Annotated in this window: 26 protein-coding genes and 3 rRNA genes; 2 read left to right on the forward strand and 27 right to left on the reverse strand. The window is 66.4% G+C overall.

The features are described 5' to 3' along the window. Positions 1–55 precede the first annotated feature (55 nt). Positions 56–2,107: an acyltransferase family protein gene (locus tag QNO26_RS12635; RefSeq protein WP_257534082.1), complete on the forward strand. Its 2,052-nt coding sequence runs from the start codon at positions 56–58 to the stop codon at positions 2,105–2,107. A 7-nt stretch (positions 2,108–2,114) separates the two neighbouring features. On the opposite strand, the gene QNO26_RS12640 is transcribed toward QNO26_RS12635, so the two are convergent. The 7 genes from QNO26_RS12640 to QNO26_RS12670 all read right to left on the reverse strand — a co-directional run bounded on the left by QNO26_RS12640 (position 2,115) and on the right by QNO26_RS12670 (position 11,584). Further along, entirely contained in the window at positions 2,115–3,137 is a 1,023-nt protein-coding gene (locus tag QNO26_RS12640; protein ID WP_257534083.1) for a GNAT family N-acetyltransferase, read from the reverse strand. Positions 3,138–3,228: 91 nt separating this feature from the next. Beyond that, positions 3,229–3,345 (reverse strand): 5S ribosomal RNA (gene rrf / locus QNO26_RS12645). A gap of 106 nt (positions 3,346–3,451) precedes the next feature. Further along, positions 3,452–6,557, reverse strand: a 23S ribosomal RNA gene (locus QNO26_RS12650). Positions 6,558–6,989: 432 nt separating this feature from the next. Beyond that, a 16S ribosomal RNA gene (locus QNO26_RS12655) occupies positions 6,990–8,512 on the reverse strand. Together the 16S, 23S and 5S rRNA genes form the textbook arrangement of a ribosomal RNA operon. A 502-nt stretch (positions 8,513–9,014) precedes the next feature. Beyond that, entirely contained in the window at positions 9,015–9,851 is an 837-nt protein-coding gene (locus QNO26_RS12660; protein WP_257533574.1) for a DUF4184 family protein, read from the reverse strand. Between the two features lie 27 nt (positions 9,852–9,878). Continuing rightward, the gene (tyrS, locus tag QNO26_RS12665; protein ID WP_257533575.1) at positions 9,879–11,192 is read right to left on the reverse strand and encodes a tyrosine--tRNA ligase; all 1,314 of its coding nucleotides are present in this window, start codon (positions 11,190–11,192) and stop codon (positions 9,879–9,881) included. Positions 11,193–11,233: 41 nt separating this feature from the next. Beyond that, the gene (locus QNO26_RS12670) at positions 11,234–11,584 is read right to left on the reverse strand and encodes a VOC family protein (RefSeq protein ID WP_257533576.1); all 351 of its coding nucleotides are present in this window, start codon (positions 11,582–11,584) and stop codon (positions 11,234–11,236) included. An 83-nt stretch (positions 11,585–11,667) separates the two neighbouring features. On the opposite strand from QNO26_RS12670, the gene QNO26_RS12675 reads away from it, so the two are divergent. Continuing rightward, positions 11,668–12,264, forward strand: a complete 597-nt coding sequence (locus QNO26_RS12675; RefSeq protein ID WP_257533577.1) for a hypothetical protein — start codon at positions 11,668–11,670, stop codon at positions 12,262–12,264. Between the two features lie 80 nt (positions 12,265–12,344). Here QNO26_RS12675 and rplQ read toward each other — a convergent pair whose 3' ends face one another. The 20 genes from rplQ to rplN form a co-directional block, all read right to left on the reverse strand. Further along, the gene (gene rplQ / locus QNO26_RS12680) at positions 12,345–12,917 is read right to left on the reverse strand and encodes a 50S ribosomal protein L17 (protein WP_257533578.1); all 573 of its coding nucleotides are present in this window, start codon (positions 12,915–12,917) and stop codon (positions 12,345–12,347) included. Positions 12,918–12,997: 80 nt separating this feature from the next. Beyond that, the gene (locus QNO26_RS12685) at positions 12,998–13,987 is read right to left on the reverse strand and encodes a DNA-directed RNA polymerase subunit alpha (protein ID WP_257495819.1); all 990 of its coding nucleotides are present in this window, start codon (positions 13,985–13,987) and stop codon (positions 12,998–13,000) included. Positions 13,988–14,153: 166 nt separating this feature from the next. Continuing rightward, entirely contained in the window at positions 14,154–14,552 is a 399-nt protein-coding gene (gene rpsK, locus QNO26_RS12690) for a 30S ribosomal protein S11 (protein ID WP_023954078.1), read from the reverse strand. A 40-nt stretch (positions 14,553–14,592) separates the two neighbouring features. Then, complete coding sequence (rpsM, locus tag QNO26_RS12695) at positions 14,593–14,967, reverse strand: 30S ribosomal protein S13 (RefSeq protein WP_257533579.1); 375 nt, start codon at positions 14,965–14,967, stop codon at positions 14,593–14,595. A gap of 155 nt (positions 14,968–15,122) precedes the next feature. Beyond that, the gene (gene rpmJ, locus QNO26_RS12700) at positions 15,123–15,239 is read right to left on the reverse strand and encodes a 50S ribosomal protein L36 (protein ID WP_005050492.1); all 117 of its coding nucleotides are present in this window, start codon (positions 15,237–15,239) and stop codon (positions 15,123–15,125) included. A 67-nt stretch (positions 15,240–15,306) separates the two neighbouring features. Next, on the reverse strand, positions 15,307–15,528 hold the full coding sequence (infA, locus tag QNO26_RS12705; protein ID WP_017201569.1) for a translation initiation factor IF-1: 222 nt from the start codon (positions 15,526–15,528) through the stop codon (positions 15,307–15,309). A gap of 167 nt (positions 15,529–15,695) precedes the next feature. After that, complete coding sequence (locus QNO26_RS12710) at positions 15,696–16,679, reverse strand: type IV toxin-antitoxin system AbiEi family antitoxin domain-containing protein (RefSeq protein ID WP_257533580.1); 984 nt, start codon at positions 16,677–16,679, stop codon at positions 15,696–15,698. 726 nt (positions 16,680–17,405) lie between these two features. Further along, a complete protein-coding gene (locus QNO26_RS12715) occupies positions 17,406–18,086 on the reverse strand; it encodes a DsbA family protein (protein WP_257638694.1) in 681 nt (226 codons plus the stop codon). 9 nt (positions 18,087–18,095) lie between these two features. Beyond that, positions 18,096–18,926, reverse strand: coding sequence for a type I methionyl aminopeptidase (map, locus tag QNO26_RS12720; RefSeq protein ID WP_257533582.1), 831 nt, complete (start codon positions 18,924–18,926; stop codon positions 18,096–18,098). 5 nt (positions 18,927–18,931) lie between these two features. After that, complete coding sequence (locus QNO26_RS12725) at positions 18,932–19,522, reverse strand: adenylate kinase (protein ID WP_306816758.1); 591 nt, start codon at positions 19,520–19,522, stop codon at positions 18,932–18,934. Beyond that, the gene (gene secY, locus QNO26_RS12730) at positions 19,519–20,844 is read right to left on the reverse strand and encodes a preprotein translocase subunit SecY (RefSeq protein WP_257533583.1); all 1,326 of its coding nucleotides are present in this window, start codon (positions 20,842–20,844) and stop codon (positions 19,519–19,521) included. Before secY ends, QNO26_RS12725 begins: the two co-directional genes overlap by 4 nt. 98 nt (positions 20,845–20,942) lie before the next feature. Beyond that, complete coding sequence (gene rplO, locus QNO26_RS12735) at positions 20,943–21,500, reverse strand: 50S ribosomal protein L15 (RefSeq protein ID WP_257533584.1); 558 nt, start codon at positions 21,498–21,500, stop codon at positions 20,943–20,945. Next, positions 21,500–21,685: a 50S ribosomal protein L30 gene (rpmD, locus tag QNO26_RS12740; RefSeq protein WP_023954062.1), complete on the reverse strand. Its 186-nt coding sequence runs from the start codon at positions 21,683–21,685 to the stop codon at positions 21,500–21,502. Before rpmD ends, rplO begins: the two co-directional genes overlap by 1 nt. Continuing rightward, positions 21,685–22,365, reverse strand: coding sequence for a 30S ribosomal protein S5 (rpsE, locus tag QNO26_RS12745; protein WP_285181658.1), 681 nt, complete (start codon positions 22,363–22,365; stop codon positions 21,685–21,687). Before rpsE ends, rpmD begins: the two co-directional genes overlap by 1 nt. After that, on the reverse strand, positions 22,362–22,721 hold the full coding sequence (gene rplR, locus QNO26_RS12750; protein ID WP_257533586.1) for a 50S ribosomal protein L18: 360 nt from the start codon (positions 22,719–22,721) through the stop codon (positions 22,362–22,364). The genes rpsE and rplR overlap by 4 nt, the downstream gene beginning before the upstream one ends. Positions 22,722–22,723: 2 nt before the next feature. Continuing rightward, positions 22,724–23,260, reverse strand: a complete 537-nt coding sequence (gene rplF / locus QNO26_RS12755) for a 50S ribosomal protein L6 (RefSeq protein WP_257533587.1) — start codon at positions 23,258–23,260, stop codon at positions 22,724–22,726. A gap of 5 nt (positions 23,261–23,265) precedes the next feature. Then, positions 23,266–23,664, reverse strand: coding sequence for a 30S ribosomal protein S8 (gene rpsH / locus QNO26_RS12760; protein ID WP_257533588.1), 399 nt, complete (start codon positions 23,662–23,664; stop codon positions 23,266–23,268). A 135-nt stretch (positions 23,665–23,799) separates the two neighbouring features. Then, a complete protein-coding gene (rplE, locus tag QNO26_RS12765; protein WP_257533589.1) occupies positions 23,800–24,390 on the reverse strand; it encodes a 50S ribosomal protein L5 in 591 nt (196 codons plus the stop codon). Between the two features lie 2 nt (positions 24,391–24,392). Further along, positions 24,393–24,752 carry a 50S ribosomal protein L24 gene (gene rplX / locus QNO26_RS12770; RefSeq protein ID WP_257533590.1) on the reverse strand — a complete coding sequence of 120 codons (360 nt, stop codon included), beginning with the start codon at positions 24,750–24,752 and terminating at the stop codon, positions 24,393–24,395. 2 nt (positions 24,753–24,754) lie between these two features. Further along, positions 24,755–25,123, reverse strand: a complete 369-nt coding sequence (rplN, locus tag QNO26_RS12775; protein ID WP_191719471.1) for a 50S ribosomal protein L14 — start codon at positions 25,121–25,123, stop codon at positions 24,755–24,757. Positions 25,124–25,156: the final 33 nt, after the last annotated feature.

Below are 25,156 nucleotides of genomic sequence, written 5' to 3' on the forward strand. Positions count from 1 at the left end.
CCACACCGGCGCCGCGCCCCGCCACCACCCCCTGCGAGCTGTCTTGAACGCACCGATGACTTCGCGCGCCCTGCGCCATGCGGGGCTCGACGGACTCCGCGCGCTCGCGGTGACCCTGGTGGTCGTCTACCACCTGTTCCCCTCCTGGGGGCTGCGCAGCGGCTTTCTGGGGGTGGACGTGTTCTTCGTCATCTCCGGGTTCCTCATCACCTCGCTGCTGCTGCGGGAGCGGTCCGCACACGGACGCATCCGCCTGCGCGACTTCTGGCGGCGACGCGCTCGACGCCTGCTCCCGGCGCTGGCGGTGGTGGTCACCGTATGCGCGAGCGTGGCCTGGCTGGTCGGCGCGGACGTACTGGTGGGCTTGGACTGGCAGCTGCTGGGTGCGGCGACCTTCTCATACAACTGGGCGTCGGTGATCGCCGGAGGGGACTACTTCGCCTCGACCGCACCCGAGCTCTTCGGCAACCTCTGGTCTCTCGCTGTCGAGGAGCAGTTCTACCTGCTCTGGCCGCTGCTGCTGCCGCTCGTCATGCTGCTGCCGCGCCGGTGGGCGCGGGTGACGGTGGCATCGATCGCCGCCGCCGGCTCGGCGGTGTGGGCCGCCGCGCTGATCGCGGGCGGGGCGGCTGCCACCCGCGTCTACTTCGGCACCGACACCCACGCGTTCGGGCTGCTGCTGGGCGTCGCGCTGGCGTTCGCCACTCACCGCGTCGCCTCGCGTGCGGCGGATGCCGCGGCGTCGACCACCGCCGTCGCGCTGCAGGCCGACGCTTCGGATGCCGCCGGGCGCCGCGCGCCGCGAGTGCGCACGGACATCGCGGGCACGGTGGCGGTCGTCGGCATCCTCGCACTCGCGGCGCTGCCGGTGTTCGAGGGGGCGCTCACCTATCCGGGTGTGCTGGTGGCGGCGTCGGCGCTGACGGTCGCCGCCATCGCCGCCGCCACCCGGCCCGGCTCGCGGCTGGGTCCGGCGCTGGATATGGCGCCGCTGCGGTGGGTGGGCGAGCGGTCGTACGGCCTCTACCTCTGGCACTGGCCCGTGGTCGTGCTGGTGGCGTACGCCGCCACGGGCCGCGGCCCCGACACGGCCACGCCGCCCTGGGCGGGCGCGATCGCGCTGGCCGTGACCCTCATCGCCGCAGAGGCGTCGTACCGGTGGGTGGAGACCCCCGTCCGCCGACACGGCTTCCGCGCAGCGCTGCGCGAGCTGCGCGGGCGGCTCGCGAGCAACCCCCGGCGCCGCTTCAGCGCCGTCGCGGCCCTCACCGCGGCGGCGATCGCGCTCAGCGGCACGACGGCAGCGCTCGCGACGGCACCCGCCGCGACCACCGGCGGGGCGGCGATCGAAGCGGGGCACGCGGCGCTGCAGGCCGCCGCAGACGAAGCGCGGCAGCGCGCGGAAGACGCCGCCCGTGCCGAGGCGGAGTCCGCCGATGCCGGGCGCGACGCGGACCAGGAGGAGTCGACCGACGCCTCCCCGGAGCCGCACGCCTCGGGCGGCCCGGAAGCGGACGCCGAGGCCCCCGACGACGCCGGTGCGCACGAGGCGATCACCGGCGACCAGATCACCGCGGTCGGCGACTCGGTCATGCTGGCGTCGGCGCCGGCGCTGCTCGAGCGCTACCCCGGCATCGCGATCGATGCCGCCGTCTCACGCTCGATGTGGGCAGGGCTCGACGTGCTGCGGGCGCTGGAGGATCACGGGGCGCTGCGCCCGGTGATCGTCGTGGGACTCGGCACCAACGGATCGGTGCCGGCGGAAGCACTGCAGGAGATGGCACTCATCGCCGGTCCCGACCGGCGCCTCGTGCTCGTGGACGCGTTCGCGCCCCGCGATTGGATCCCCGGGGTCAACGACGATCTGCGCGCGTTCGCCCGTGGCCGCAGCAATGTCAGCCTCGCGACCTGGAGCGATGCGATCGCCGCGCACACCGATCTGCTCGCCGGCGACGGCGTGCACCCCGGCCCGACCGGGGCCGACCTCTACGCGGCGACCGTGCAGGATGCCGTGAAGGCGCTCGATGCCGAATACCCCGCCGGCCGGGAGCGGGCCGCGGTCCGCGAGTCCACCTCACCGCTGCGGGGTCGCCCGTCGGCGCAGTGACGCCGGGTCAGTACCGGCGCACGAGCGCCCGCTCGCGCGCTGTCGCGACGAACCCGAGACGCTCGTAGAGCGCGTTGGCACCCGTCGGGCTCTCGGTGTCGACGTCGAGCACCGCGCGCTCGAGGCCGGCATCGGCGGCGGCGCGCAGGCTCCGCGCGATGACGGCCGGAGCCAGCCCCCGCCCGCGGTGCGAGCGCACGACACCGATGAGGTCGATGTAGGCGTGGGAGGCTCCCAGCGCATCCCAGTCGTCCTCGTTCACCGACGCGAGGCACAGGGCCACCACGCGGTCGCCGTCCAGCGCGAGGGTGGACAGGTCGGGGCGCAGGAAGGGCCCTTCCACGAACTTCAGCCAGCCTTCGCGCTGCGAGGGCAGGCTCCCCCAGTGATCACGGAAGGCGTCGTTGCGGGCCTCGAGCACGTCCAGCGCGCGATCGGCCGTGTAAGGCACCAGTGTGATGTCGTCGGGTGCCGGCCGCTCGTCGGCGGGCGCGGTCAGATCCCGCTCCATCGTCGAGAACCAGCGCTCGACCTGCAGCCCGCGCCGTTCGAAGAGGGCGGCGGCATCGTCGTTGCTGCCCTCGGCGTAGGCCTTCACCACCCCGGGCAGGGGCGAGTCGACCTCAGCGAGGCGCCGGAGCGCCTGATCATGCTGCCACGCGACCAGCTGCGTGCCGATGCCGCGTCGGCGGACATCGGGATGCACCGCGCCCTGCAACTCGACCTGCACACGCACGTCCCGGGACGGGTGAAGGAACACACTGCCTACGGCGACCGGGCTGCCCTCGGCGGTGAAGCCGATCACGGTGTCGCGTTCGTGGTCGATGTGCGGCAGCTCGAATGAGTCGGCGACGTCTTGGCGCGGCGTGGTCCACGTGGGGTGGTCCACACGATCTGCGGCCAGCAGCACGCTGTGCATCGCGTCGATGTCGTCACGCGTGGCCATGCGCCACGTGGGAACGTCGGGATGCTGCGGCAGTGCGGGCTCGGGCACGACGCCGATGCGCTCGGGCAGGTTCGGATCAGTCACCGCTCCACGCTATCGCGCGCGGGATGGCGCACGAACTGTCGCGTTAACGAGAGAAAGCCACCCAACTTTGGGTGGCTTTCTCACGGAAGAAGTCCGGCGGTGTCCTACTCTCCCACAGGGTCCCCCCTGCAGTACCATCGGCGCTGAGAGGCTTAGCTTCCGGGTTCGGTATGTGTCCGGGCGTTTCCCTCTCGCTATGGCCGCCGAAACACTATTGATGTTTCAGTCTGCACACAACAAAAGATTGTTGTCATGCGGTTCTCGACCGTACATCGAGAACCACTCAGTGGACGCGTAGCACCTCAAACGGGTGTGTTATCAAGTCATCGGCTTATTAGTACCAGTCAGCTGCATGCATTGCTGCACTTCCACATCTGGCCTATCAACCCAGTAGTCTAGCTGGGAGCCTCTCGCCCGAAGGCATGGAAGTCTCATCTTGAGGCCGGCTTCCCGCTTAGATGCTTTCAGCGGTTATCCATCCCGAACGTAGCTAACCAGCGGTGCTCCTGGCGGAACAACTGGCACACCAGAGGTTCGTCCAACCCGGTCCTCTCGTACTAGGGTCAGATCCTCTCAAACTTCCTACGCGCGCAGCGGATAGGGACCGAACTGTCTCACGACGTTCTAAACCCAGCTCGCGTACCGCTTTAATGGGCGAACAGCCCAACCCTTGGGACCTACTCCAGCCCCAGGATGCGACGAGCCGACATCGAGGTGCCAAACCATGCCGTCGATATGGACTCTTGGGCAAGATCAGCCTGTTATCCCCGAGGTACCTTTTATCCGTTGAGCGACAGCGCTTCCACAAGCCACTGCCGGATCACTAGTCCCGACTTTCGTCCCTGCTCGACCTGTCAGTCTCACAGTCAAGCTCCCTTGTGCACTTACACTCGCCACCTGATTGCCAACCAGGTTGAGGGAACCTTTGGGCGCCTCCGTTACTTTTTGGGAGGCAACCGCCCCAGTTAAACTACCCACCAGGCACTGTCCCTGAACCGGATTACGGTTCGAAGTTAGATATCCAGAGTGACCAGAGTGGTATTTCAACAATGACTCCACATGAACTGGCGTCCATGCTTCAAAGTCTCCCACCTATCCTACACAAGCCACACCGAACACCAATACCAAGCTGTAGTAAAGGTCACGGGGTCTTTCCGTCCTGCTGCGCGTAACGAGCATCTTTACTCGTAATGCAATTTCGCCGAGTTCGCGGTTGAGACAGTTGGGAAGTCGTTACGCCATTCGTGCAGGTCGGAACTTACCCGACAAGGAATTTCGCTACCTTAGGATGGTTATAGTTACCACCGCCGTTTACTGGGGCTTAAATTCTCAGCTTCGCCTTGCGGCTAACCGGTCCTCTTAACCTTCCAGCACCGGGCAGGCGTCAGTCCGTATACATCGTCTTGCGACTTGGCACGGACCTGTGTTTTTAGTAAACAGTCGCTACCCACTAGTCTCTGCGGCCTCCAAACGCTTTCGGAGCAAGTCCTAATACGTCGAAGGCCCCCCTTCTCCCGAAGTTACGGGGGCATTTTGCCGAGTTCCTTAACCACGATTCTCTCGATCTCCTTGGTATTCTCTACCTGACCACCTGAGTCGGTTTGGGGTACGGGCGGCTAGAACCTCGCGTCGATGCTTTTCTTGGCAGCATAGGATCACCCACTTTTTATCCGCATCGTGTCTCAGCCTGTATGAGTGACGGATTTGCCTATCACTCGGCCTACGCACTTGCCCCGGGACAACCATCGCCCGGGTTGGGCTACCTTCCTGCGTCACACCTGTTAATACGCTAACCGCACCAGCATGGGGTCGTGCGCTAGCTCCAACGTTCTCACCCCGAAGGGATCGAATCAGAGGAATTCGGGCACTTAGCACCACTGGATTAGCTTGGGCGGTTCTTCGCCGGTACGGGAATATCAACCCGTTGTCCATCGACTACGCCTGTCGGCCTCGCCTTAGGTCCCGACTTACCCAGGGAAGATTAGCTTGACCCTGGAACCCTTGGTCTTTCGGAGGACGTGTTTCTCACACGTCTTTCGCTACTCATGCCTGCATTCTCACTCGTGTAGCCTCCACGGCTGGTTCACACCGCCGCTTCGCTGGCCACACGACGCTCTCCTACCCATCAACACGGCTGGACCACGAAGGCCTACCAATAATGTCAATGCCACAACTTCGGTGGCGTGCTTGAGCCCCGTTACATTGTCGGCGCGGAATCACTTGACCAGTGAGCTATTACGCACTCTTTCAAGGGTGGCTGCTTCTAAGCCAACCTCCTGGTTGTCTAAGCAACTCCACATCCTTTCCCACTTAGCACGCGCTTTGGGACCTTAGTTGGTGGTCTGGGTTGTTTCCCTCTCGACTATGAAGCTTATCCCCCACAGTCTCACTGCTGCGCTCTCACTTACCGGCATTCGGAGTTTGGCTGACGTCAGTAACCTTGTAGGGCCCATCGGCCATCCAGTAGCTCTACCTCCGGCAAGAAACACGCAACGCTGCACCTAAATGCATTTCGGAGAGAACCAGCTATCACGAAGTTTGATTGGCCTTTCACCCCTATCCACAGCTCATCCCCTCAGTTTTCAACCTAAGTGGGTTCGGTCCTCCACGACGTCTTACCGTCGCTTCAACCTGGCCATGGATAGATCACTTCGCTTCGGGTCTAGGACATGCGACTGAATCGCCCTATTCAGACTCGCTTTCGCTACGGCTACCCCTCACGGGTTAACCTCGCCACATATCGCTAACTCGCAGGCTCATTCTTCAAAAGGCACGCTGTCACCCCTACTAAGGAGGCTCCAACGGTTTGTAAGCAAACGGTTTCAGGTACTATTTCACTCCCCTCCCGGGGTACTTTTCACCTTTCCCTCACGGTACTTGTCCGCTATCGGTCATCTGGGAGTATTTAGGCTTATCAGGTGGTCCTGACAGATTCACACGGGATTTCTCGGGCCCCGTGCTACTTGGGATACTCTTCGCGTCAAGAGAGGCATGTCGACTACGGGGTTCGCACCCTCTATGACCAGGCTTTCAATCCTGTTCGTCTATACCTTCTTGTAACGCCGACAATTCGGCAGAACTGTCTGAAAAGTCCCACAACCCCGAATACGCAACTCCTGCCGGATATCACACGTACTCGGTTTAGCCTGTTCCGGTTTCGCTCGCCACTACTAACGGAATCGCGGTTGCTTTCTCTTCCTGTGGGTACTGAGATGTTTCACTTCCCCACGTTCCCTCTACCCGCCCTATATATTCAGGCGGGAGTCACTGGGTCGGCACGCCGCCCAGCGGGGTTTCCCCATTCGGAAATCCTCGGATCAAAGTGTGCTTATCCACTCCCCAAGGCTTATCGCAGATTGCTACGTCCTTCTTCGGCTCCAGATGCCAAGGCATTCACCGTTTGCTCTTAAAGACTTGAAAATCACATGAGTTTGAATCAAAACTCGCAACCCAAGCTGCAAGCAGCTCGGATCAGAAATTGACTAATGATCTTTAAGATCATCGATCGAAACAATCCATAAAGGATCATCTCGAAGATGCTCGCGTCCACTGTGTAGTTCTCAAAGTACGGGCGGTACCCACCCCGCTCACCAGCAAAGCCGGCAAACAAAAGCAGGTCCAGAGGATCCGTCTGACACTCAACCCCGAAAGGCCAGTGCGCATCCGGTCCCTCAGGACCCAACAGCGTGCATGTGCCGGCAGCCTCACCCCACCCGTTCCAGCTGCAAGCAGCGTACTGAGATGAAGGTCAACCCTCCGACACCAAGTCAAATGTTCCACCCATGAGCTACCGGCGGGAACGTATGTCCCGATCCGGCGCCTGGACACCCGAGGGTGCCAGATGCTCCTTAGAAAGGAGGTGATCCAGCCGCACCTTCCGGTACGGCTACCTTGTTACGACTTAGTCCTAATTACCGATCCCACCTTCGACGGCTCCCTCCACAAGGGTTGGGCCACCGGCTTCAGGTGTTACCGACTTTCATGACTTGACGGGCGGTGTGTACAAGACCCGGGAACGTATTCACCGCAGCGTTGCTGATCTGCGATTACTAGCGACTCCGACTTCATGAGGTCGAGTTGCAGACCTCAATCCGAACTGGGACCGGCTTTTTGGGATTCGCTCCACCTCACGGTATTGCAGCCCTTTGTACCGGCCATTGTAGCATGCGTGAAGCCCAAGACATAAGGGGCATGATGATTTGACGTCATCCCCACCTTCCTCCGAGTTGACCCCGGCAGTATCCCATGAGTTCCCACCATTACGTGCTGGCAACATAGAACGAGGGTTGCGCTCGTTGCGGGACTTAACCCAACATCTCACGACACGAGCTGACGACAACCATGCACCACCTGTTTACGAGTGTCCAAAGAGTTGACCATTTCTGGCCCGTTCTCGTATATGTCAAGCCTTGGTAAGGTTCTTCGCGTTGCATCGAATTAATCCGCATGCTCCGCCGCTTGTGCGGGTCCCCGTCAATTCCTTTGAGTTTTAGCCTTGCGGCCGTACTCCCCAGGCGGGGAACTTAATGCGTTAGCTGCGTCACGGAATCCGTGGAATGGACCCCACAACTAGTTCCCAACGTTTACGGGGTGGACTACCAGGGTATCTAAGCCTGTTTGCTCCCCACCCTTTCGCTCCTCAGCGTCAGTTACGGCCCAGAGATCTGCCTTCGCCATCGGTGTTCCTCCTGATATCTGCGCATTCCACCGCTACACCAGGAATTCCAATCTCCCCTACCGCACTCTAGTCTGCCCGTACCCACTGCAGGCCCGAGGTTGAGCCTCGGGATTTCACAGCAGACGCGACAAACCGCCTACGAGCTCTTTACGCCCAATAATTCCGGATAACGCTTGCGCCCTACGTATTACCGCGGCTGCTGGCACGTAGTTAGCCGGCGCTTTTTCTGCAGGTACCGTCACTTTCGCTTCTTCCCTGCTAAAAGAGGTTTACAACCCGAAGGCCGTCGTCCCTCACGCGGCGTTGCTGCATCAGGCTTTCGCCCATTGTGCAATATTCCCCACTGCTGCCTCCCGTAGGAGTCTGGGCCGTGTCTCAGTCCCAGTGTGGCCGGTCACCCTCTCAGGCCGGCTACCCGTCGACGCCTTGGTGAGCCATTACCTCACCAACAAGCTGATAGGCCGCGAGCCCATCCCAGACCGAAAAATCTTTCCAACTGCTGACCATGCGGTCGCAGCTCGTATCCAGTATTAGACGCCGTTTCCAGCGCTTATCCCAGAGTCAGGGGCAGGTTGCTCACGTGTTACTCACCCGTTCGCCACTGATCCACAGAGCAAGCTCTGCTTCACCGTTCGACTTGCATGTGTTAAGCACGCCGCCAGCGTTCATCCTGAGCCAGGATCAAACTCTCCGTAAAAGAAAAATACTGACAACGACCGGAAAAAGGCCGAAGCAGCGAGTTTGAACTGACCAAATGGATGTCATTACTGACTTATCCGTTGCCGACACCGAAGTGCCGGACTTTGATCCAAAGGAATCTCACCCGGTAAAAACCGGGACGAGGTTATTTGGCATTTGACAAGTGCACGCTGTTGAGTTCTCAAGGATCGGATGCTCCTCCCGACAGACCTCTCGGCCTGCCCTGAAGGGCGTCGTTTCATGTTTGCGGTCCGACGTTCCAGATCGGCGCTTCGGCGGGCGGTTGCCTGCCAGTGGTCCCTGACCTGGTTCTGCGAACCGGAGTCCCTATCGTAGCACAACCTCAGTGAGGCGTAACCAGGATGGGGGATGTTGGCTGCATGAGAGGAGCGGGGCCTTCCGGCCGCTTCGCTTTCCCCTTTGGGGCCAACAGAGAAAACATTACGCGGGATCCGGGGGCCCGGCAAATCCGGGCCGCCCCCCGGGCGTGTCGCCCGGAATCACGCGGAAGTCGCGGGGGTGCCGGCCCCGTCCCTCGGGGAGCTCCGGCGGCGCAGCAGCTGCACGGCCGCAGCGAGCGCGACCGTCCCCGCGCCCCACAGCGCGCAGGCCGGCGGAAGCACCCGGTACGCCAGGTGCGCCACAGTGAACTCCGCATCGAGCGGACCGTAGAGCGCAAGGCCGATGACCCAGGCACCGACGAGCACGGCGGGAAGCGACAGCCACCATGCCGCACGCACGGCACGCGGCAGCATCCGCGCCGGGAGCCCGGTCGCCTCCTGCGTACGCAGGCGCAGCAGCGCCCAGGCCGCGATCACTGCGATACCCACCACGCCGGAGCCGTACTGCAGCCACTTGAAGCCGGTGAATGGACCCCACGCGTCACCCAGCGCCGGAAAGACCGCGACGCCCCAGCGCCCCTCGTGCGTGAAGGCATCCCACACCATGTGCGTCAGCACGCCCAGCAGCAGCGAGAGCGCCACCAGCACGAGGTGACCGCGGGCGTAGCGGCCGCCCGGCAGCCGCCCCACCGTGTCCCGTGCGGCCGCGGCCGCTCCCCTGTCCCATTCCGGCGGCAGCCGCACGGCCAGCCAGGCCGGGGAGAGTTCGCGCACGGCCGGGCGCAGCACGCACCGCCACACCAGCAGCAGGACGAACGCGGTGAGCACGGTGACGAGCAGGCCGCCCACCGAGTGGGTGAGGCCGTAGGTCAGCGGCGTCCCGCGCAGGAACAGCGGGAGGTCCGGCGTCATCGCCCCGATCGCGATCGCCGCCGGGATCAGCGGGGTGCGGATGAACGGCAGCGCGACGACGGCGTGACTGGGAGTGAACGGCATCCTTCGCTCCCCCGGCCGCCTACCGGGTCAGACCGCGGCCGGCGCCGGGAACAGCCCGGCGAGGGTCTTCTTGCCGCGCCGCAGCACCGACACGCCCCCGGGGAGCCCGCCGGTCACCAGCGCCGCCTCATCCTCGACACGCACGCCGTCGAGCGACACCCCGCCCTGCGCGATCGCGCGACGCGCCTCCGAGAGGCTCGCCGTCAGGCCGGTGTCGACGAGCGCCTGCACCACCGTCGTGCCGGCGGGCACCTCGGCGTGGGGAAGCTCCTCGAGCGCGGAGCGGAGCGTGCCGGCATCCAGCGTCGTCAGGTCGCCCTTGCCGAAGAGCGCCTCGGATGCCGCGATGACGGCTGCCGCGGCGTCCGTGCCGTGCACGAGCGCCGTCACCTCCAGCGCGAGCCGCTTCTGCGCCGCACGCCGGAAAGGCTCTTCGGCCACGAGACGTTCGTACTCCGTGATCTCGTCGCGCGTGAGGAATGTGAACACCTTCAGCCTGCTGACCACGTCGGCGTCGTCGGTGTTGAGCCAGAACTGGTACATCCGGTACGGGCTGCACATCTCGGGATCGAGCCAGACGGCGTTGCCCTCGCTCTTGCCGAACTTCGTGCCGTCGCTGTTGGTGATCAGCGGCGTGCCGATCGCGTGCACCGAGACGCCCTCCACGCGGTGGATGAGATCCGTGCCGCTGGTGAGGTTGCCCCACTGGTCGCTGCCTCCGGTCTGCAGCACGCAGTCGTACTGGCGGTAGAGCTCGAGGTAGTCCATCCCCTGGAGGATCTGGTAGCTGAACTCGGTGTAGCTGATGCCGGCGTCGGAATTGAGCCGCGCCGCGACCGCGTCCTTCTTGAGCATCGTGCCGACGCGGTAGTGCTTGCCGACCTCGCGGAGGAAGTCGATGGCGCTCAGCGGGGCCGTCCAGTCGAGGTTGTTGACGATGCGCGCGGCGTTGTCCCCCTCGAAGCTGAGGAACCGCTCGACCTGTCCGCGCAGGCGCGTCACCCACTCGGCGACCACCTCGGGGGTGTTCAAGGTGCGCTCGGCCGATGGCCGCGGGTCGCCGATGAGACCGGTCGATCCGCCGACCAGCCCGAGGGGGCGGTGCCCGGCGAGCTGGATGCGACGCAGGGTCAGCAGCTGCACCAGATTGCCCAGGTGCAGGCTCGGCGCCGTCGGGTCGAAACCGCAGTAGTACGTGATCGGGTCGCCCGCGAGCAGTTCGCGCAGCGCCTGCTGATCCGTGGACACATGCACGAGGCCGCGCCAGACGAGCTCGTCCCAGACGTTCTCGAACGTGGGGTCGATGGCAGGCTCGGCGACCGTCAAGGCTTCGGTTGACACGCGCTCCAGGCTATCAGCGCCGGGGCGGCGAGCCCGTCGGATCAGGCCGCCGCCACCTCGTCGTACAGGCCGATCAGGTTGCCCTCGCTGTCGCGGATGTACGCCCACCGCGACGTCTCATCGAGCGGCTGGATCGCCCCCACCAGTTCGCCACCGCGGGCCTGCGCGAGGGCCACGGTGTCCTCGATGCGGTCGACGGTGAAGACCACGGTCGGATGCGGGGCGGTGCCGCGCTGGTGCAGGTCGCCGCTGACGCCCTCGCCATCGGGCTGTCGCAGCATGCCCATGTCGTCGCCCCACGGCTCATACTCGAACCCGAGGACCTCACGGTAGAACTCCTGCGCACGGCCGATGTCGTCTGCGGGGATCTCGAAGTGCTCCATCTTCGCCATGGTCAGAGGATGGCCTAGGCGACACGGGGAGGCAAGAGTCGCATCTCGCGAGCGTGCGGGAGGGCCGTGCGAGACTGTGCCGCATGCCGGTCGTGTTCCCCGATGCCCTCGTCTCCGCCTTCGTGACGATCTCGCTGTTCCTCGCGCTCGCAGCGGCGCTGGCGCTCATCGTGGTGAACCTGCGCAGGCCCCGGAACACCACGCTGGCGGTCGCCGGCGGCATCGTCGTGCTGTGCCTGCTGGTCGTCGCGGTGCTGCCGTGGAACGCACCCGGTCTGCTCGGCCTCATCGTCGCGCTGCCCGCGGTCGCGCTGGCCGTGCTCGGCGGCGACCCGGTCGTGCGCCGCGTGCTCGCGATCGCGACGCACGGCACCGTGCGCGAAGGCGTCGCCGGCGGCATCCTCGTCTCGGCGCGTGCGGATGCCGGAGACGACCCGGGCTCGATGCAGGAGATCCTGCGCGGCGGCACCACCATCGGCTACCTCGAGCGGCTCGGGGTCGTGCTCGGCATCATCGCCGGCTTCCCCGAGGCGATCGCCGTGGTCGTGGCCCTCAAGGGCATCGGCCGCTTCTCGGAACTGGCGACCCCCGCCGCGCGCGAGCGCTTCATCGTCGGCACGCTCGCCAGCCTGCTGTGGGCCTGCGTCGTCGGAGCGATCGTCCGCCTCGCGATCACGTAGGGCGCTTTTCGGGGCCCGCACACGACGAAGCCCGCCCCGGCGAACCGGAGCGGGCTTCGTGATGCAGCGGATGCCGCGAGTCACTCGGACTTCGCGGGCTCCTCGACGGCGTCCTCGGCGGCGGCCTCAGCGGCAGCGCCCTCCTCGGGCGACTCGGCGCCGGCCTCGGCGACCGGGGTCTCCTCGGCGGGGGTCTCCTCGACCACGGTCTCCTCGGCGGGAGCCTCGGCCTCGGCGGCCGGAGCAGCAGCAGCGGCCGCGCCCGACTTCTTCGCCGACTTCGGCTTCGGGTTCACCGGCTCGAGCACGAGCTCGATGACGGCCATGGGGGCGTTGTCGCCCTTGCGGTTGCCGATCTTCGTGATGCGGGTGTAGCCGCCCTCACGCTCGGCGACCTGCGGCGCGATCTCCGTGAACAGGGTGTGCACGACCGTCTTGTCGCCGATGACCGACAGCACGCGACGGCGTGCGTGCAGGTCGCCGCGCTTGGCGAACGTGATGAGGCGCTCTGCCAGCGGACGCACGCGCTTGGCCTTGGTCACGGTGGTCGTGATCGAGCCGTGGGTGTACAGCGCGGCGGCCAGGTTCGCGAGAAGCAGGCGCTCGTGGGCGGGGCCGCCTCCGAGGCGGGGACCCTTGGTGGGCTTGGGCATGTCAATTACTCCAGTTGGAAAGAAGAAGGCTCTGCATGTCGCTTCCCGGCTTCAGGCCGAGTCGCGGCATCGGGGACCGATCAGATGTTCTCGTCGTCGTAGCCGCCGTAGAAGTGCGCGCCGTCGAACCCGGGAACCGAGTCCTTCAGCGACAGGCCGAGCGAGACGAGCTTGTCGCGCACCTCGTCGACCGACTTCTGACCGAAGTTGCGGATGTTCATCAGCTGCGTCTCGGACAGGGCGACCAGCTCCGAGACCGTGTTGATGCCCTCGCGCTTGAGGCAGTTGTACGAACGCACCGACAGGTCGAGGTCCTCGATCGGCATCGACAGCTCGTTGGAGAGCACCGTCTCCACGGGCGCGGGGCCGATCTCGATGCCCTCGGCCTCGACGTTCAGCTCGCGCGCCAGACCGAACAGCTCGGTCAGGGTGCGGCCGGCCGATGCGACGGCGTCACGGGGAGCCATCGAAGCCTTGGTCTCGACGTCGAGCACGAGCTTGTCGAAGTCGGTGCGCTCACCGGCACGGGTCGCGTCGACGCGGTAGCTCACCTTGAGCACCGGCGAGTAGATCGAGTCGATCGGGACGACCCCGGCCTCGGCGTACTCGTTGCGGTTCTGGGTGGCCGAGACGTAGCCGCGGCCACGCTCGATCGTCAGCTCGAGCTCGAACTTGGCGGTGTCGTTGAGCGTCGCGATGACCAGCTCGGGGTTGTGCACCTCGACACCGGCCGGGGCGGAGATGTCCGCCGCGGTGACCTCGCCCGCACCCGTCTTGCGCAGGTAAGCGGTGATGGGCTCATCGCGCTCGCTCGAGACGACGAGCTGCTTGATGTTGAGGATGATCTCGGTGACATCCTCCTTCACCCCGGGGATGGTGCTGAACTCGTGCAGCACGCCGTCGATGCGGATGCTGGTGACGGCGGCGCCGGGAATCGACGACAGCAGGCTGCGACGCAGCGCGTTGCCGATCGTGTAGCCGAATCCGGGCTCGAGCGGCTCGATGATGAACCGGCTGCGGAACTCGCCGATCTTCTCCTCGGTCAGAGTGGGACGCTGTGCGATGAGCACGATGTGTTCCTTTCAATCACGTGACCGCTATATGACACGTGGGTGTGGTGAGGTGTTGAGTTGTCTCGAGGATGCCGCGCGTCGCGGCATCCGGAAAGCGCGAGTTCGACCGGCTCGGGGCGGGACGGCTCGAATGGCCGTCCCGCCCCCTGAGCCTGTCGAGGAATCAGACGCGGCGACGCTTGGGCGGGCGGCAGCCGTTGTGCGCCTGCGGGGTGACGTCCTGAATGGACCCCACCTCGAGGCCGGCGGCCGTCAGCGAGCGGATCGCGGTCTCGCGGCCCGAACCCGGACCCTTCACGAAGACGTCGACCTTCTTGACGCCGTGCTCCTGAGCCTGGCGCGCAGCCGACTCCGCAGCCATGCCTGCGGCATAGGGGGTCGACTTGCGCGAGCCCTTGAAGCCCACACCGCCGGACGAAGCCCAGCTGATGACGGCGCCGGACGGGTCGGTGATCGAGACGATCGTGTTATTGAACGTCGACTTGATGTGGGCGTGGCCCAGCGCGATGTTCTTCTTCTCCTTGCGACGCGGCTTGCGCGCGGCGCTCTTGGCCTGTGCCATGTTGTGCGTTCTCCCTAAATCCTGGGGCGCCGGCGGAGGCCTAGCGCGCCTTCTTCTTGCCGGCGACCGTGCGCTTGGGGCCCTTGCGGGTACGCGCGTTGGTCTTGGTGCGCTGGCCGCGCACCGGCAGGCCGCGGCGGTGGCGCAGGCCCTCGTACGAACCGATCTCGACCTTGCGGCGGATGTCGGCGGCCACCTCGCGGCGAAGGTCACCCTCCACCTTGTAGTTGCCCTCGATGTAGTCGCGGAGCGCGACGAGCTGATCGTCGCTGAGGTCCTTGACGCGGATGCTCTCGTCGATCCCGGTGGCGCTGAGGATCTCGTGGGAACGGGTACGGCCAACGCCGTAGATGTAGGTCAGGGCGATGACCACGCGCTTATCGCGCGGGATGTCGACGCCGGCAAGACGTGCCATGCGGCTCTCCTAGGAGTGAGTGGAGGTGTGGAACAGGATCGGTGCCCGGGCCTCCGCCCCGAGGTGTCCCCCGCTCGCGCGGGTTCTGATCCTGCCGTGTGTATGTGTTCAGTTGTACGACTGGGTGGGCGGGGATGCCGTGGCATCCCGCCGCGTCAGCCCTGGCGCTGCTTGTGGCGCGGGTTGGACTTGCAGATGACCATCACGCGGCCGTGGCGGCGGATGACCTTGCAGTGGTCGCAGATGGGCTTGACGGAGGGATTGACCTTCATGATTTTCCTGTTCGCTGTCTTCGCCGGGCGGGCACGCGAGGGCCCGGGGCGTTACTTCTCGACCGGTCTAGCGGTAGCGGTAGACGATGCGACCGCGCGTGAGGTCGTACGGGCTGAGCTCGACGACGACACGGTCTTCGGGGATGATGCGGATGTAGTTCTGCCGCATCTTGCCGGAGATGGTCGCGAGCACCTTGTGTCCGTTGCTCAGCTCCACGCGGAACATCGCGTTCGGGAGAGCCTCGGAGATCACACCCTCGATCTCGATGACACCGTCTTTCTTCGCCATACGCTCGCTTACAGTTGTGCGGACCGGTCGGTCTGCGGTGGATGGGATTCGGTGCGGCGACACGCCAAAGCGGGCGCAACGCACCAAACGTCAAGCATACGTGGTAGTGACCGCGGCGGCAACTCGGGCGTGTCGGTCGCGGCGTGTCGCCGGGGGACGCGTGGGGTTCACGCAGGGAAGACCCGGAAGTGCGCAAGCCGCTCCCCCAGCGTGTCGGCGCTCTCGAGGTGGGCCTGCCCTGCTCTGACGAAGGGTCGCCCGGTCGTGCCGCGGATCCAGTCCTCCCTCTCCTTCTCGGCCAGCAGCACCGCCTCGAGGTCGACGGCCCCCCGCAGCGCCGGGTCGGTGTACTTGCCCCTGCCGTCGAACTCGAACCAGGCGGGCACCGCCTCCAAGCCGATGTCGATCCAGAACCAGCCGCCGCGCGGCGCGCGGACCGGCACCTGCGGCACCAGCGCGGTGAAGCCGAGGTCCCGCAGGAACAGGCGGCACAGCGTCTCGCCTGCGGTCTCGGCGCGGCCGTCGGCGAAGGTCAGCACTCGACGGCCCAGCCGCACACCCCGTGCGCGCGGATGTCGGACGAGGTGCTCCGCCACCTCCCGGCGGAACGCGGCGTCGGCATCGTCGTCGTAGGTGCGGGTGCGCGCCGTGTAGGCGACCTGATGGAGGGCGGCATCGGCGATGGCGAGGCCTGCTGCCTCGGGCGCGAGACGGATGACGTCCGCCACCGTGCGGGAGAGCGTCGTGCACGGGATGCCGCACACGACCGTGCGGTCGTGTATCGGCACCTCGATCTCGTGGCGTGCGACGATCCGGTCGCCGCCTGCGACGAGACCGTTCGTTCTGGCGCCACTCACATGCACCCGCTGCGGCCGCAGCCGCAGCAGGGGAAGACCGTGCAGCACCGCCGCGGACACGAAGGAGAAGACGGCATCCGTCCCGCGCCGGCGTTCGTGCGCGGCCACGACGCGGAGGAGGTGGCGGTCCTCGGAGTAGGCGGCACGCCAGGTCGCATCCGGCACGTACCAGCCACGGTGGATTCGGCGCAGCTCCCCCGCCTCGACCGCGCCGGCCAGCCGGCGGGGCGACATGCCGGTCGCTTCGAGTCGGCTGCGGGACAGCAGGTGGCCGCGGGCCTCGGGAACATCCATGCCCCCACGGTGGCCCACTCCGGAGACGCGTGCCGCGGCATCCCCCAGTTCCGCGCAGGTTCCCGCGTGATGGCCGCTTGTGGAGACATCGCCGCCACCACCCCGCACCCCCGCGGCCGGTCCGCGAGGCGGCCGCGCACGACGATTCGGGCTCGCCAGCCCACACCGAGAGGACGAACCCACACTTCCCGCGCGTTCGCCGCGTGTGGGTTGGTGCGTTGCATGTGGGTTCGAGACGTCGCGGTACCTGTCTGCGACAGATCACGAGCCACGAGCCCCGCCGGACCGACGCGAGCCCCCGGTCCTACCTCCGACCCGCCGAAGCCCTGCCCCGGCCCCGCCCCGCCCTCGCCCGGGTCCGCCCAAGCCCCGCCCCGATCCCGCTCGCCCCGCCCCGGCCCCGGCCGGGCCCACCCCGCCCCGGCGCCGCCCCGGTCCCGGCACGTCCTTCGCGCAGCTCCGATCCCGCTCGCCGACGCCACCCCCGCCCGGGCCCGCCCGGCCCAGTCCCGGCAGCTCCTTCGCGCGGCTCTGTGCGCGGCCACCCCACACCGAATGCACGAAACCACACCTCCCGCGCGTTCGGGGGGTGTGGTCTCGTGCGTTGCGTGTGGGTTCGCGGTGCGGATGCGCGGATGCCGGGGCTCCCGGATGCCGGGGCTCCCGGATGCCGGGGCTCGCGGATGCCGGCGGCCAGGATGCCGGGCCGGCGCGCGCCCGCGGGAACTACTGACCCAGGCGGTCGGTGATGTCGGCGGCGACGTTTCCGCTGATGGTGACGTACTCGCCGTTCACCAGCAGCGTGGGGGTGCCCGCCTGGCCCTGCTCATTGGCGGGGAGCTTCTGCGACTGGGCCTGCACGAACTTGTTGTAAGTGCCGTCCTCGATGCAGGCTGCGGCGTCGGGGGCCCCGGCATCCGCGGCCATCGACGCCATCAGCTCGTTGCTGAGGCCCTGGCCGGTCGGGTGCTCGGCGAACACGGCCTGCATGAAGTCGTAGGCCGCCTCGCCTCCGGCCTCTTCGGCGACGCAGTACATCGCGCCGGCGGAGCGGGCAGAGAATTCGGTGCCGGATGCCGCGTTCAGCCCCGACAGCGCGACCGGCTGCAGACGCAGCGTGATGTCACCGGACTCGACCAGCGACGCGATCTCAGGGCCGTAGAGGTCCTCGAAGTCCTGGCAGTGGGGGCAGAAGAAGTCGGCCCACACCTCGACCTCGTCGGGCCCGTCGCCCACGATGATGGCGCCGGTCTCGGCCTCGACGGCCGCGCTCTCCGGCGGGGAGCCGGGCGAGGTCGCCGAGCTGTTCATGAACCAGACCAGCGCGCCGACGCCGACGAGCACGACGACGACCGCCACACTCACCCAGATCGCGAACCAGTTGGTCTTGTTGCCTGCCGCTGCCACGAGCCGCCCCTATCCGATCTTGCGCGGGACCACGCCGAACGGCGCGAGGCCCGCTGCTCCTCCATCGGGCGCCGTGAGCACCCAGATGCCTTCATCATGCACCGCGACGCTATGTTCCCAGTGTGAGCCGGCCGAGCCGTCGATGGTCGAGACCGTCCAGTCGTCGTCCTCGACGAAGGTCTCCTCGCTGCCGGCGACCACCATCGGCTCGATCGCCAGGCACAGACCCGGCTTGACCTCGGGTCCGCGGTCGGCGACCCGGTAGTTGAACACCGACGGCGCCTCGTGCATCTTGCGGCCGATCCCGTGGCCGACATAGTCGCGCAGGATGCCGTAGTCCTCGCCGGAATCCTCGATGTACCCCTGCACGGCCGCACCGACCTCACCGATGTGACGGGCGTGCGCGAGCGCGGCGATGCCGGCCCAGAGCGACCCCTCGGTCACCTCGGACAGCCGCTCGCGGGCGGCGACGAGTTCGGGCCGCGACGGGTCGGGCACGACGACGGTGATCGCCGAGTCCCCGTTCCACCCGCGGTACTGGGCCCCGGCGTCGATCGACACGATGTCGCCCGGCTCGAGTGCGCGGTCGCTGGGGATGCCGTGGACGACCTGCTCGTTCACCGACGTGCAGACGGTGTGGCGGTAGCCGCGCACCAGCTGGAAGTTCGACTCGGCCCCGCGTGCGCGGATGACCTCGGACGCGGCGGCATCCAGCTGCAGCGTCGTCACCCCCGGCGCCACCAGCGCCCGCACGGCGTCGAGCGCGGCGGCGGTGATGAGTCCGGGTTCGACCATCGACCGCAGCTGCGCGGGGGTCTTGTAGATGGAGCGGCGCAGCACGTCGATCAGGCGCCGACGAGATCGCGCGCGGCCAGCGCGGCGCGGATCCGCTCGGTGATCTCGTCCAGCGTGCCGACGCCGTCGATCGTGTCGACGATGCCGCGCCCGCGGTAGACGTCGAGGATCGGCGCGGTCTCCCGCTCGTAGATGCCGAGGCGGTTCGCGATGACCTCTTCGGTGTCGTCGGTGCGGCCCTGCTCGGCGGCGCGCAGCGTGAGCCGCGAGATGCTCTCATCGCGGGGCACGCTCAGCTCGATCACGCCGGTGAGCTCCTCGCCGCGGCCATCCAGGAACGCGTCGAGGTCGGCCACCTGGCCGAGATTGCGGGGGTAGCCGTCGAGGAGGAAGCCGGCGGCGGCGTCGTCCTGCGTGAGCCGGTCGCGCACGATCGCGCTGGTCAGCTCGTCGGGGACGAGGTTGCCGGCCTCGATGATGGCCTGCACCTGCTTGCCGAGCTCGGTGCCGGCCTTCACGTTGGCGCGGAACACGTCGCCGGTGGAGATGACGGGGATGCCGAAGGCCTCGGCGACGCGCACGCCCTGCGTGCCCTTGCCCGAGCCCTGCGGTCCGACGATGAGAAGACGGGGGATGGTCATCGGAGGAGTCCTTCGTAGTGGCGCTGCTGCAGCTGGGCGTCGATCTGCTTGACCGTCTCGAGACCCACGCCGACGATGATGAGGATCGACGCGCCACCGAACGGGAAGTTCTGGTTGGCGCCGACCGTCGCGAGGGCCAGCAGCGGGAGCAGGGCGATGAGACCCAGGTAGATCGATCCCGGCAGTGTGATGCGCGTCAGCACGTAGTCGAGGTACTCGGCGGTCGGCCGGCCGGCACGGATGCCGGGGATGAATCCGCCGTACTTCTTCATGTTGTCCGCGACATCGACCGGGTTGAACGTGATGGCGACGTAGAAGTAGGTGAAGCCGACGATCAGCAGGAAGTAGACCGCCATGTAGAACGGGCTGTCACCGGTGGTGAAGTACTGCTGGATCCAGGCCACCCAGCCGGGGATGTTGCCGTCGGCATCGGGCGTCTGGTTGAACTGCGCGATCAGGGCGGGGATGTACAGCAGCGACGAGGCGAAGATGACGGGCACGACGCCGGCCATGTTCACCTTGATCGGGATGTAGGTGTTGGTGCCGCCGTAGGTGCGCCGACCGACCATGCGCTTGGCGTACTGCACCGGGATGCGCCGCTGGGACTGCTCGACGAACACGACCAGCGCGACGGTGAGGATGCCGACCGCGAGCACCAGGAGGAAGATCTCGAAGCTGCGTGCCTGCCAGATCGACCACATGGCCGAGGGGAAGGTCGCTGCGATCGAGGTGAAGATGAGGATCGACATGCCGTTGCCGACGCCGCGCTCGGTGACGAGCTCCGCGAACCACATGATGAGGCCGGTGCCGGCGGTCATCGTGATGATCATGAGCAGCTGGGCCCACCACGCGTCGTTGGTGAGCACCTGCTCGCAGTCGGCGATGCCGGTGATGCCGAAGAGCTGGCCGCTGCGGGCCACGGTGATGAGCGTGGTCGACTGCAGCATCGCGAGGGCGATGGTGAGGTAGCGCGTGTACTGGGTCAGCTTGGCCTGGCCGGCCTGGCCTTCCTTGTACAGGGCCTCGAAGTGCGGGATGACCACACGCAGCAGCTGCACGATGATCGTCGCGGTGATGTACGGCATCACGCCGAGCGCGAAGATCGACAGCTGCAGCAGGGCGCCACCGGAGAAGAGGTTCACCAGTGAGAGCAGGCCCTCGGTGCTGCCGGACTGCGCGAGACACGACTGCACGTTCGGGAAGTCCACGAACGGCGTCGGCACGTGCGCGCCCAGGCGATAGATGGCGATGATCGCGAGCGTGAAGCCGATCTTCCGCCGCAGGTCGGGTGTGCGGAAGACCCGCGCGATGGCGCTGAACAAGTCGGATTCCTCCAGTGAGATCGGCGGCGGCACAAGGCGCGCCGTCAACCAGAGTACGGCACAGGGGCCGGAGCGCTGCTCCGGCCCCTGTGGCGCGATTACTTGATGGTGCCGCCGGCGGCGACGATCTTCTGCTCAGCGGAGCCGGAGACCTTGTCCACCGACACCGTGAGCGGGACCGAGATGTCGCCGGTGCCGAGCACCTTGACCTTCTCGTTCTTGCGAACGGCACCCTTGGCGACCAGGTCGCCCACGGTGACGTCGCCACCCTGCGGGTACAGCTCGGCGAGCTTCTCGAGGTTCACGACCTGGTACTCGACGCGGAACGGGTTCTTGAACCCGCGCAGCTTCGGAGTGCGCATGTGCAGCGGCATCTGGCCGCCCTCGAAGCCGACCTTCACGCTGTAGCGGGCTTTGGTGCCCTTGGTGCCACGGCCCGAGGTCTTACCCTTCGAGCCCTCACCGCGGCCGACACGGGTCTTGGCCGTGTTGGAACCGGGGACCGGGCGCAGGTGGTGGACCTTCAGCACGCCGGGACGGGATGCCGGGGCATCCTTCTTCGGCGCAGCCTTGGGGGCAGCCGACTTCTTGGCGGCAGCCTTCTTGGGCGCGGCCGTCGTGACGGCCTCGTCCTTCTTCTCGGCCTTCTCAGCCATTAGTCGATCTCCTCAACCTTGACGAGGTGGGCGACGGTCTTGACGTAGCCGCGCGTCTGCGCGTCGTCGGGACGGACGACCGAGTCGCCGATCCGCTTGAGACCGAGGCTGCGCAGCGTGTCACGCTGGTTCTGCTTCTCGCTCACCTTGGACTTGACCTGCGTCACCTTCAGACGGGCAGCCATCAGGCACCTACCTTCTTCGCCGCAGCGGCCTTGGCTTCGTTGCGGATGATGATCGCCGGAACGACCGCGTCGTAGTCCAGACCACGACGGGCGGCAACGGCACGGGGCTCCTCGAGGCTCTTGAGGGCCTCGACGGTCGCGTGCACGATGTTGATCGTGTTGGACGAACCCAGCGACTTCGACAGCACGTCGTGGATGCCGGCGCACTCGAGCACGGCACGCACGGGACCACCGGCGATGACACCGGTACCGGCGGCAGCCGGACGCAGCAGCACCACACCGGCGGCGGCCTCACCCTGCACGGGGTGCGGGATGGTGGAGCCGACGCGGGGCACGCGGAAGAAGTTGCGCTTGGCCTCTTCGACACCCTTCGAGATGGCCAGGGGCACCTCGCGGGCCTTGCCGTAGCCGACACCCACGAGACCGTTGCCGTCGCCGACCACCACGAGGGCGGTGAAGCTGAAGCGACGGCCACCCTTGACGACCTTCGACACGCGGTTGATCGTGACGACGCGCTCGAGGAACTGGCTGTCGTTGCGGTCGCGCGAGTTGCGGTCGCGGGTCTGGCTGCGCTCGCGACCCCCGCGGCGCGGCTCGCGCTCCGCAGTCGCCGTCTCGGGCGCGGCCTCGGCCGCAGCCGGAGCGGTTTCGGTCACTTCGTTCTCCTTGTTCTCGCTCACAGGTTCAGGCCTCCCTCGCGGGCGCCGTCGGCGATCGCGGCGACGCGGCCCGCATAGCGGTTGCCACCACGGTCGAACACGACGTCGGTGACGCCGGCGGCCTTGGCACGCTCGGCGACCAGCTCGCCGACCTTGCGGGCCTTGGCGGTCTTGTCACCGTCGAAGGCGCGCAGGTCGGTCTCGAGGGTCGACGCCGACGCAAGGGTGTGACCCTTGCTGTCGTCGACCAGCTGGACGAAGACGTGACGGGCCGAACGGGTGACGACAAGACGCGGACGCGCCTCGGTGCCGACGACCTTCTTGCGCAGACGCGCGTGACGACGCGCGCGTGCGACGGACTTGGAAGTCACAGCCATGGTTACTTACCAGCCTTTCCGGCCTTGCGCCGAACGACCTCGCCGGCGTAGCGCACACCCTTGCCCTTGTACGGCTCGGGCTTGCGGATCTTGCGGATGTTGGCGGCGGCTTCACCGACGGCCTGCTTGTCGATGCCGCTCACCGTGAGCTTGTTGTTGCCCTCGACCGTGAACGTGATGCCGGCCGGCGGGTCGACGAGCACGGGGTGCGAGAAGCCGAGGGCGAACTCGACCGAGCCGCCCTTCTGGGCCACGCGGTAACCGGTGCCGACGACCTCAAGGCCCTTGGTGTAGCCCTGGGTGACGCCGATGATGTTGTTGTTGATGAGCGTGCGCGTCAGACCGTGGAGCGAACGCGACTCGCGCTCGTCGTCGGGACGGGAGACCAGAACCTGGTTCTCCTGGACAGCGACCTCGATGGGGCGCGCCACGGTGAGCTTGAGCTCACCCTTGGGGCCCTTGACGGAGACATCCTGGCCGGAGACCTCGACGGTCACGTCGGCGGGGATGTCGATGGGAAGACGACCGATGCGGGACATTCAGATCACCACACGTAGGCGAGGACTTCCCCGCCGACGCCCTTCGACTCAGCCTGGCGGTCCGTGAGGAGACCAGAGGAGGTGGACAGGATCGCGACGCCGAGGCCACCGAGAACGGTGGGCAGCTCGGTCGAGCGTGCGTACACGCGCAGACCCGGCTTGGAGACGCGCTTGATGCCGGCGATGGACCGCTCGCGGTTGGGGCCGTACTTCAGCGACAGCGTGAGGGTCTGGCCGACACGGGCGTCGGAGACCTCCCAACCGGCGATGTAGCCCTCCTGCTGGAGGATCTCGGCGATGTGAGTCTTGAGCTTGGAGCTCGGCATGGACACCGTTTCGTGGTGGGCCGAGTTCGCGTTGCGCAGACGGGTCAGCATGTCTGCGACCGGGTCTGTCATTGTCATGTGTTGTTTCCTTTGTTCACGAGGTTTCGGATGCCGTTACGCGACAGCCGACCTTCGATGACTTGCGATGTTCAGTTGTAGCGGGCGTTCGGTCCCGGACACGAAGCCCGGGACCAAACGCCCCACTCTATCGGATCACGCCTGGGCGTCGTCCCCACGGAAGGGGAAGCCCAGCTGACGCAGCAGCGAGCGGCCTTCTTCGTCGGTGGACGCCGTGGTGACCACGGTGATGTCGAAGCCGCGAACGCGGTCGATCTTGTCCTGGTTGATCTCGTGGAACACCGACTGCTCCTGCAGGCCGAAGGTGTAGTTTCCGTGACCGTCGAACTGCTTGGGCGACAGACCGCGGAAGTCGCGGATGCGCGGCAGCGCCAGGTTCACGAGACGGTCCAGGAACTCCCACGCACGGTCCCCACGAAGGGTGACGTGCGCGCCGATGGCCTGACCCTCGCGCAGCTTGAACTGCGCGATGGACTTGCGGGCCTTGGTGACGACCGGCTTCTGGCCGGTGATCTTGGTGAGGTCGTCGACCGCACCATCGATCACCTTGCTGTCACGCGCAGCCTCACCGACACCGGTGTTGACGACGACCTTGACGATCCGCGGGGTCTGCATGACGTTCGAGTAGCCGAACTCCTCCTGCAGCGCCTTCTGGATCTCGTTCTTGTACTTCTGCTTCAGGCGGGGCTGGATCTTGCCAGCCTCCGCGGCAGGTGCAGTGCTCATTCTCAGAGGTCCTTGCCTGACTTCTTCGCGTAGCGCACGCGGACCGTGCGCTTGACGCCGTCCTTGACCTGCTCCTCGACGCGTCGACCGACACGGGTCGGCTTCTTCGTCTCGGGGTCGACCAGGGCGACATTCGAGATGTGGATGGGAGCCTCGAACGTCTCGAGACCGCCCGTCTTGGTGCCGCGCTGGGTCTGACCCACGCGGGTGTGCTTGGTGACGTAGTTCACGCCTTCGACGATGACGCGGTTGCGCTCGACAAGGACCTCGAGGACCTTGCCCTGCTTACCGCGGTCTCCGCCGCGCTCGGGCTTGGCGCCCGTGATGACCTGAACCAGGTCGCCCTTCTTGATCTTCGCCATGATCAAATGACCTCCGGGGCGAGCGAGACGATCTTCATGAACTTCTTGTCGCGAAGTTCACGACCGACGGGTCCGAAGATGCGGGTGCCGCGGGGCTCCCCGTCGTTCTTCAGGATCACGGCGGCGTTCTCGTCGAACTTGATGTACGAACCGTCGGGACGACGGGTCGACTTGACGGTGCGCACGATGACGGCCTTGACGACATCACCCTTCTTGACGTTTCCGCCGGGGATGGCATCCTTCACCGTCGCGACGATGATGTCGCCCACGCCGGCGTACCGGCGAGCAGAGCCGCCGAGCACACGGATCGTGAGCAGCTCCTTGGCGCCGGTGTTGTCGGCGACCTTGAGTCGGGATTCGTTCTGAATCACTTCTTACTCCTTGGATTCCAAGAAGGCCGAGGC

Source organism: Microbacterium sp. zg-Y1090 (assembly GCF_030246945.1).
Lineage (GTDB): Bacteria > Actinomycetota > Actinomycetes > Actinomycetales > Microbacteriaceae > Microbacterium > Microbacterium wangruii.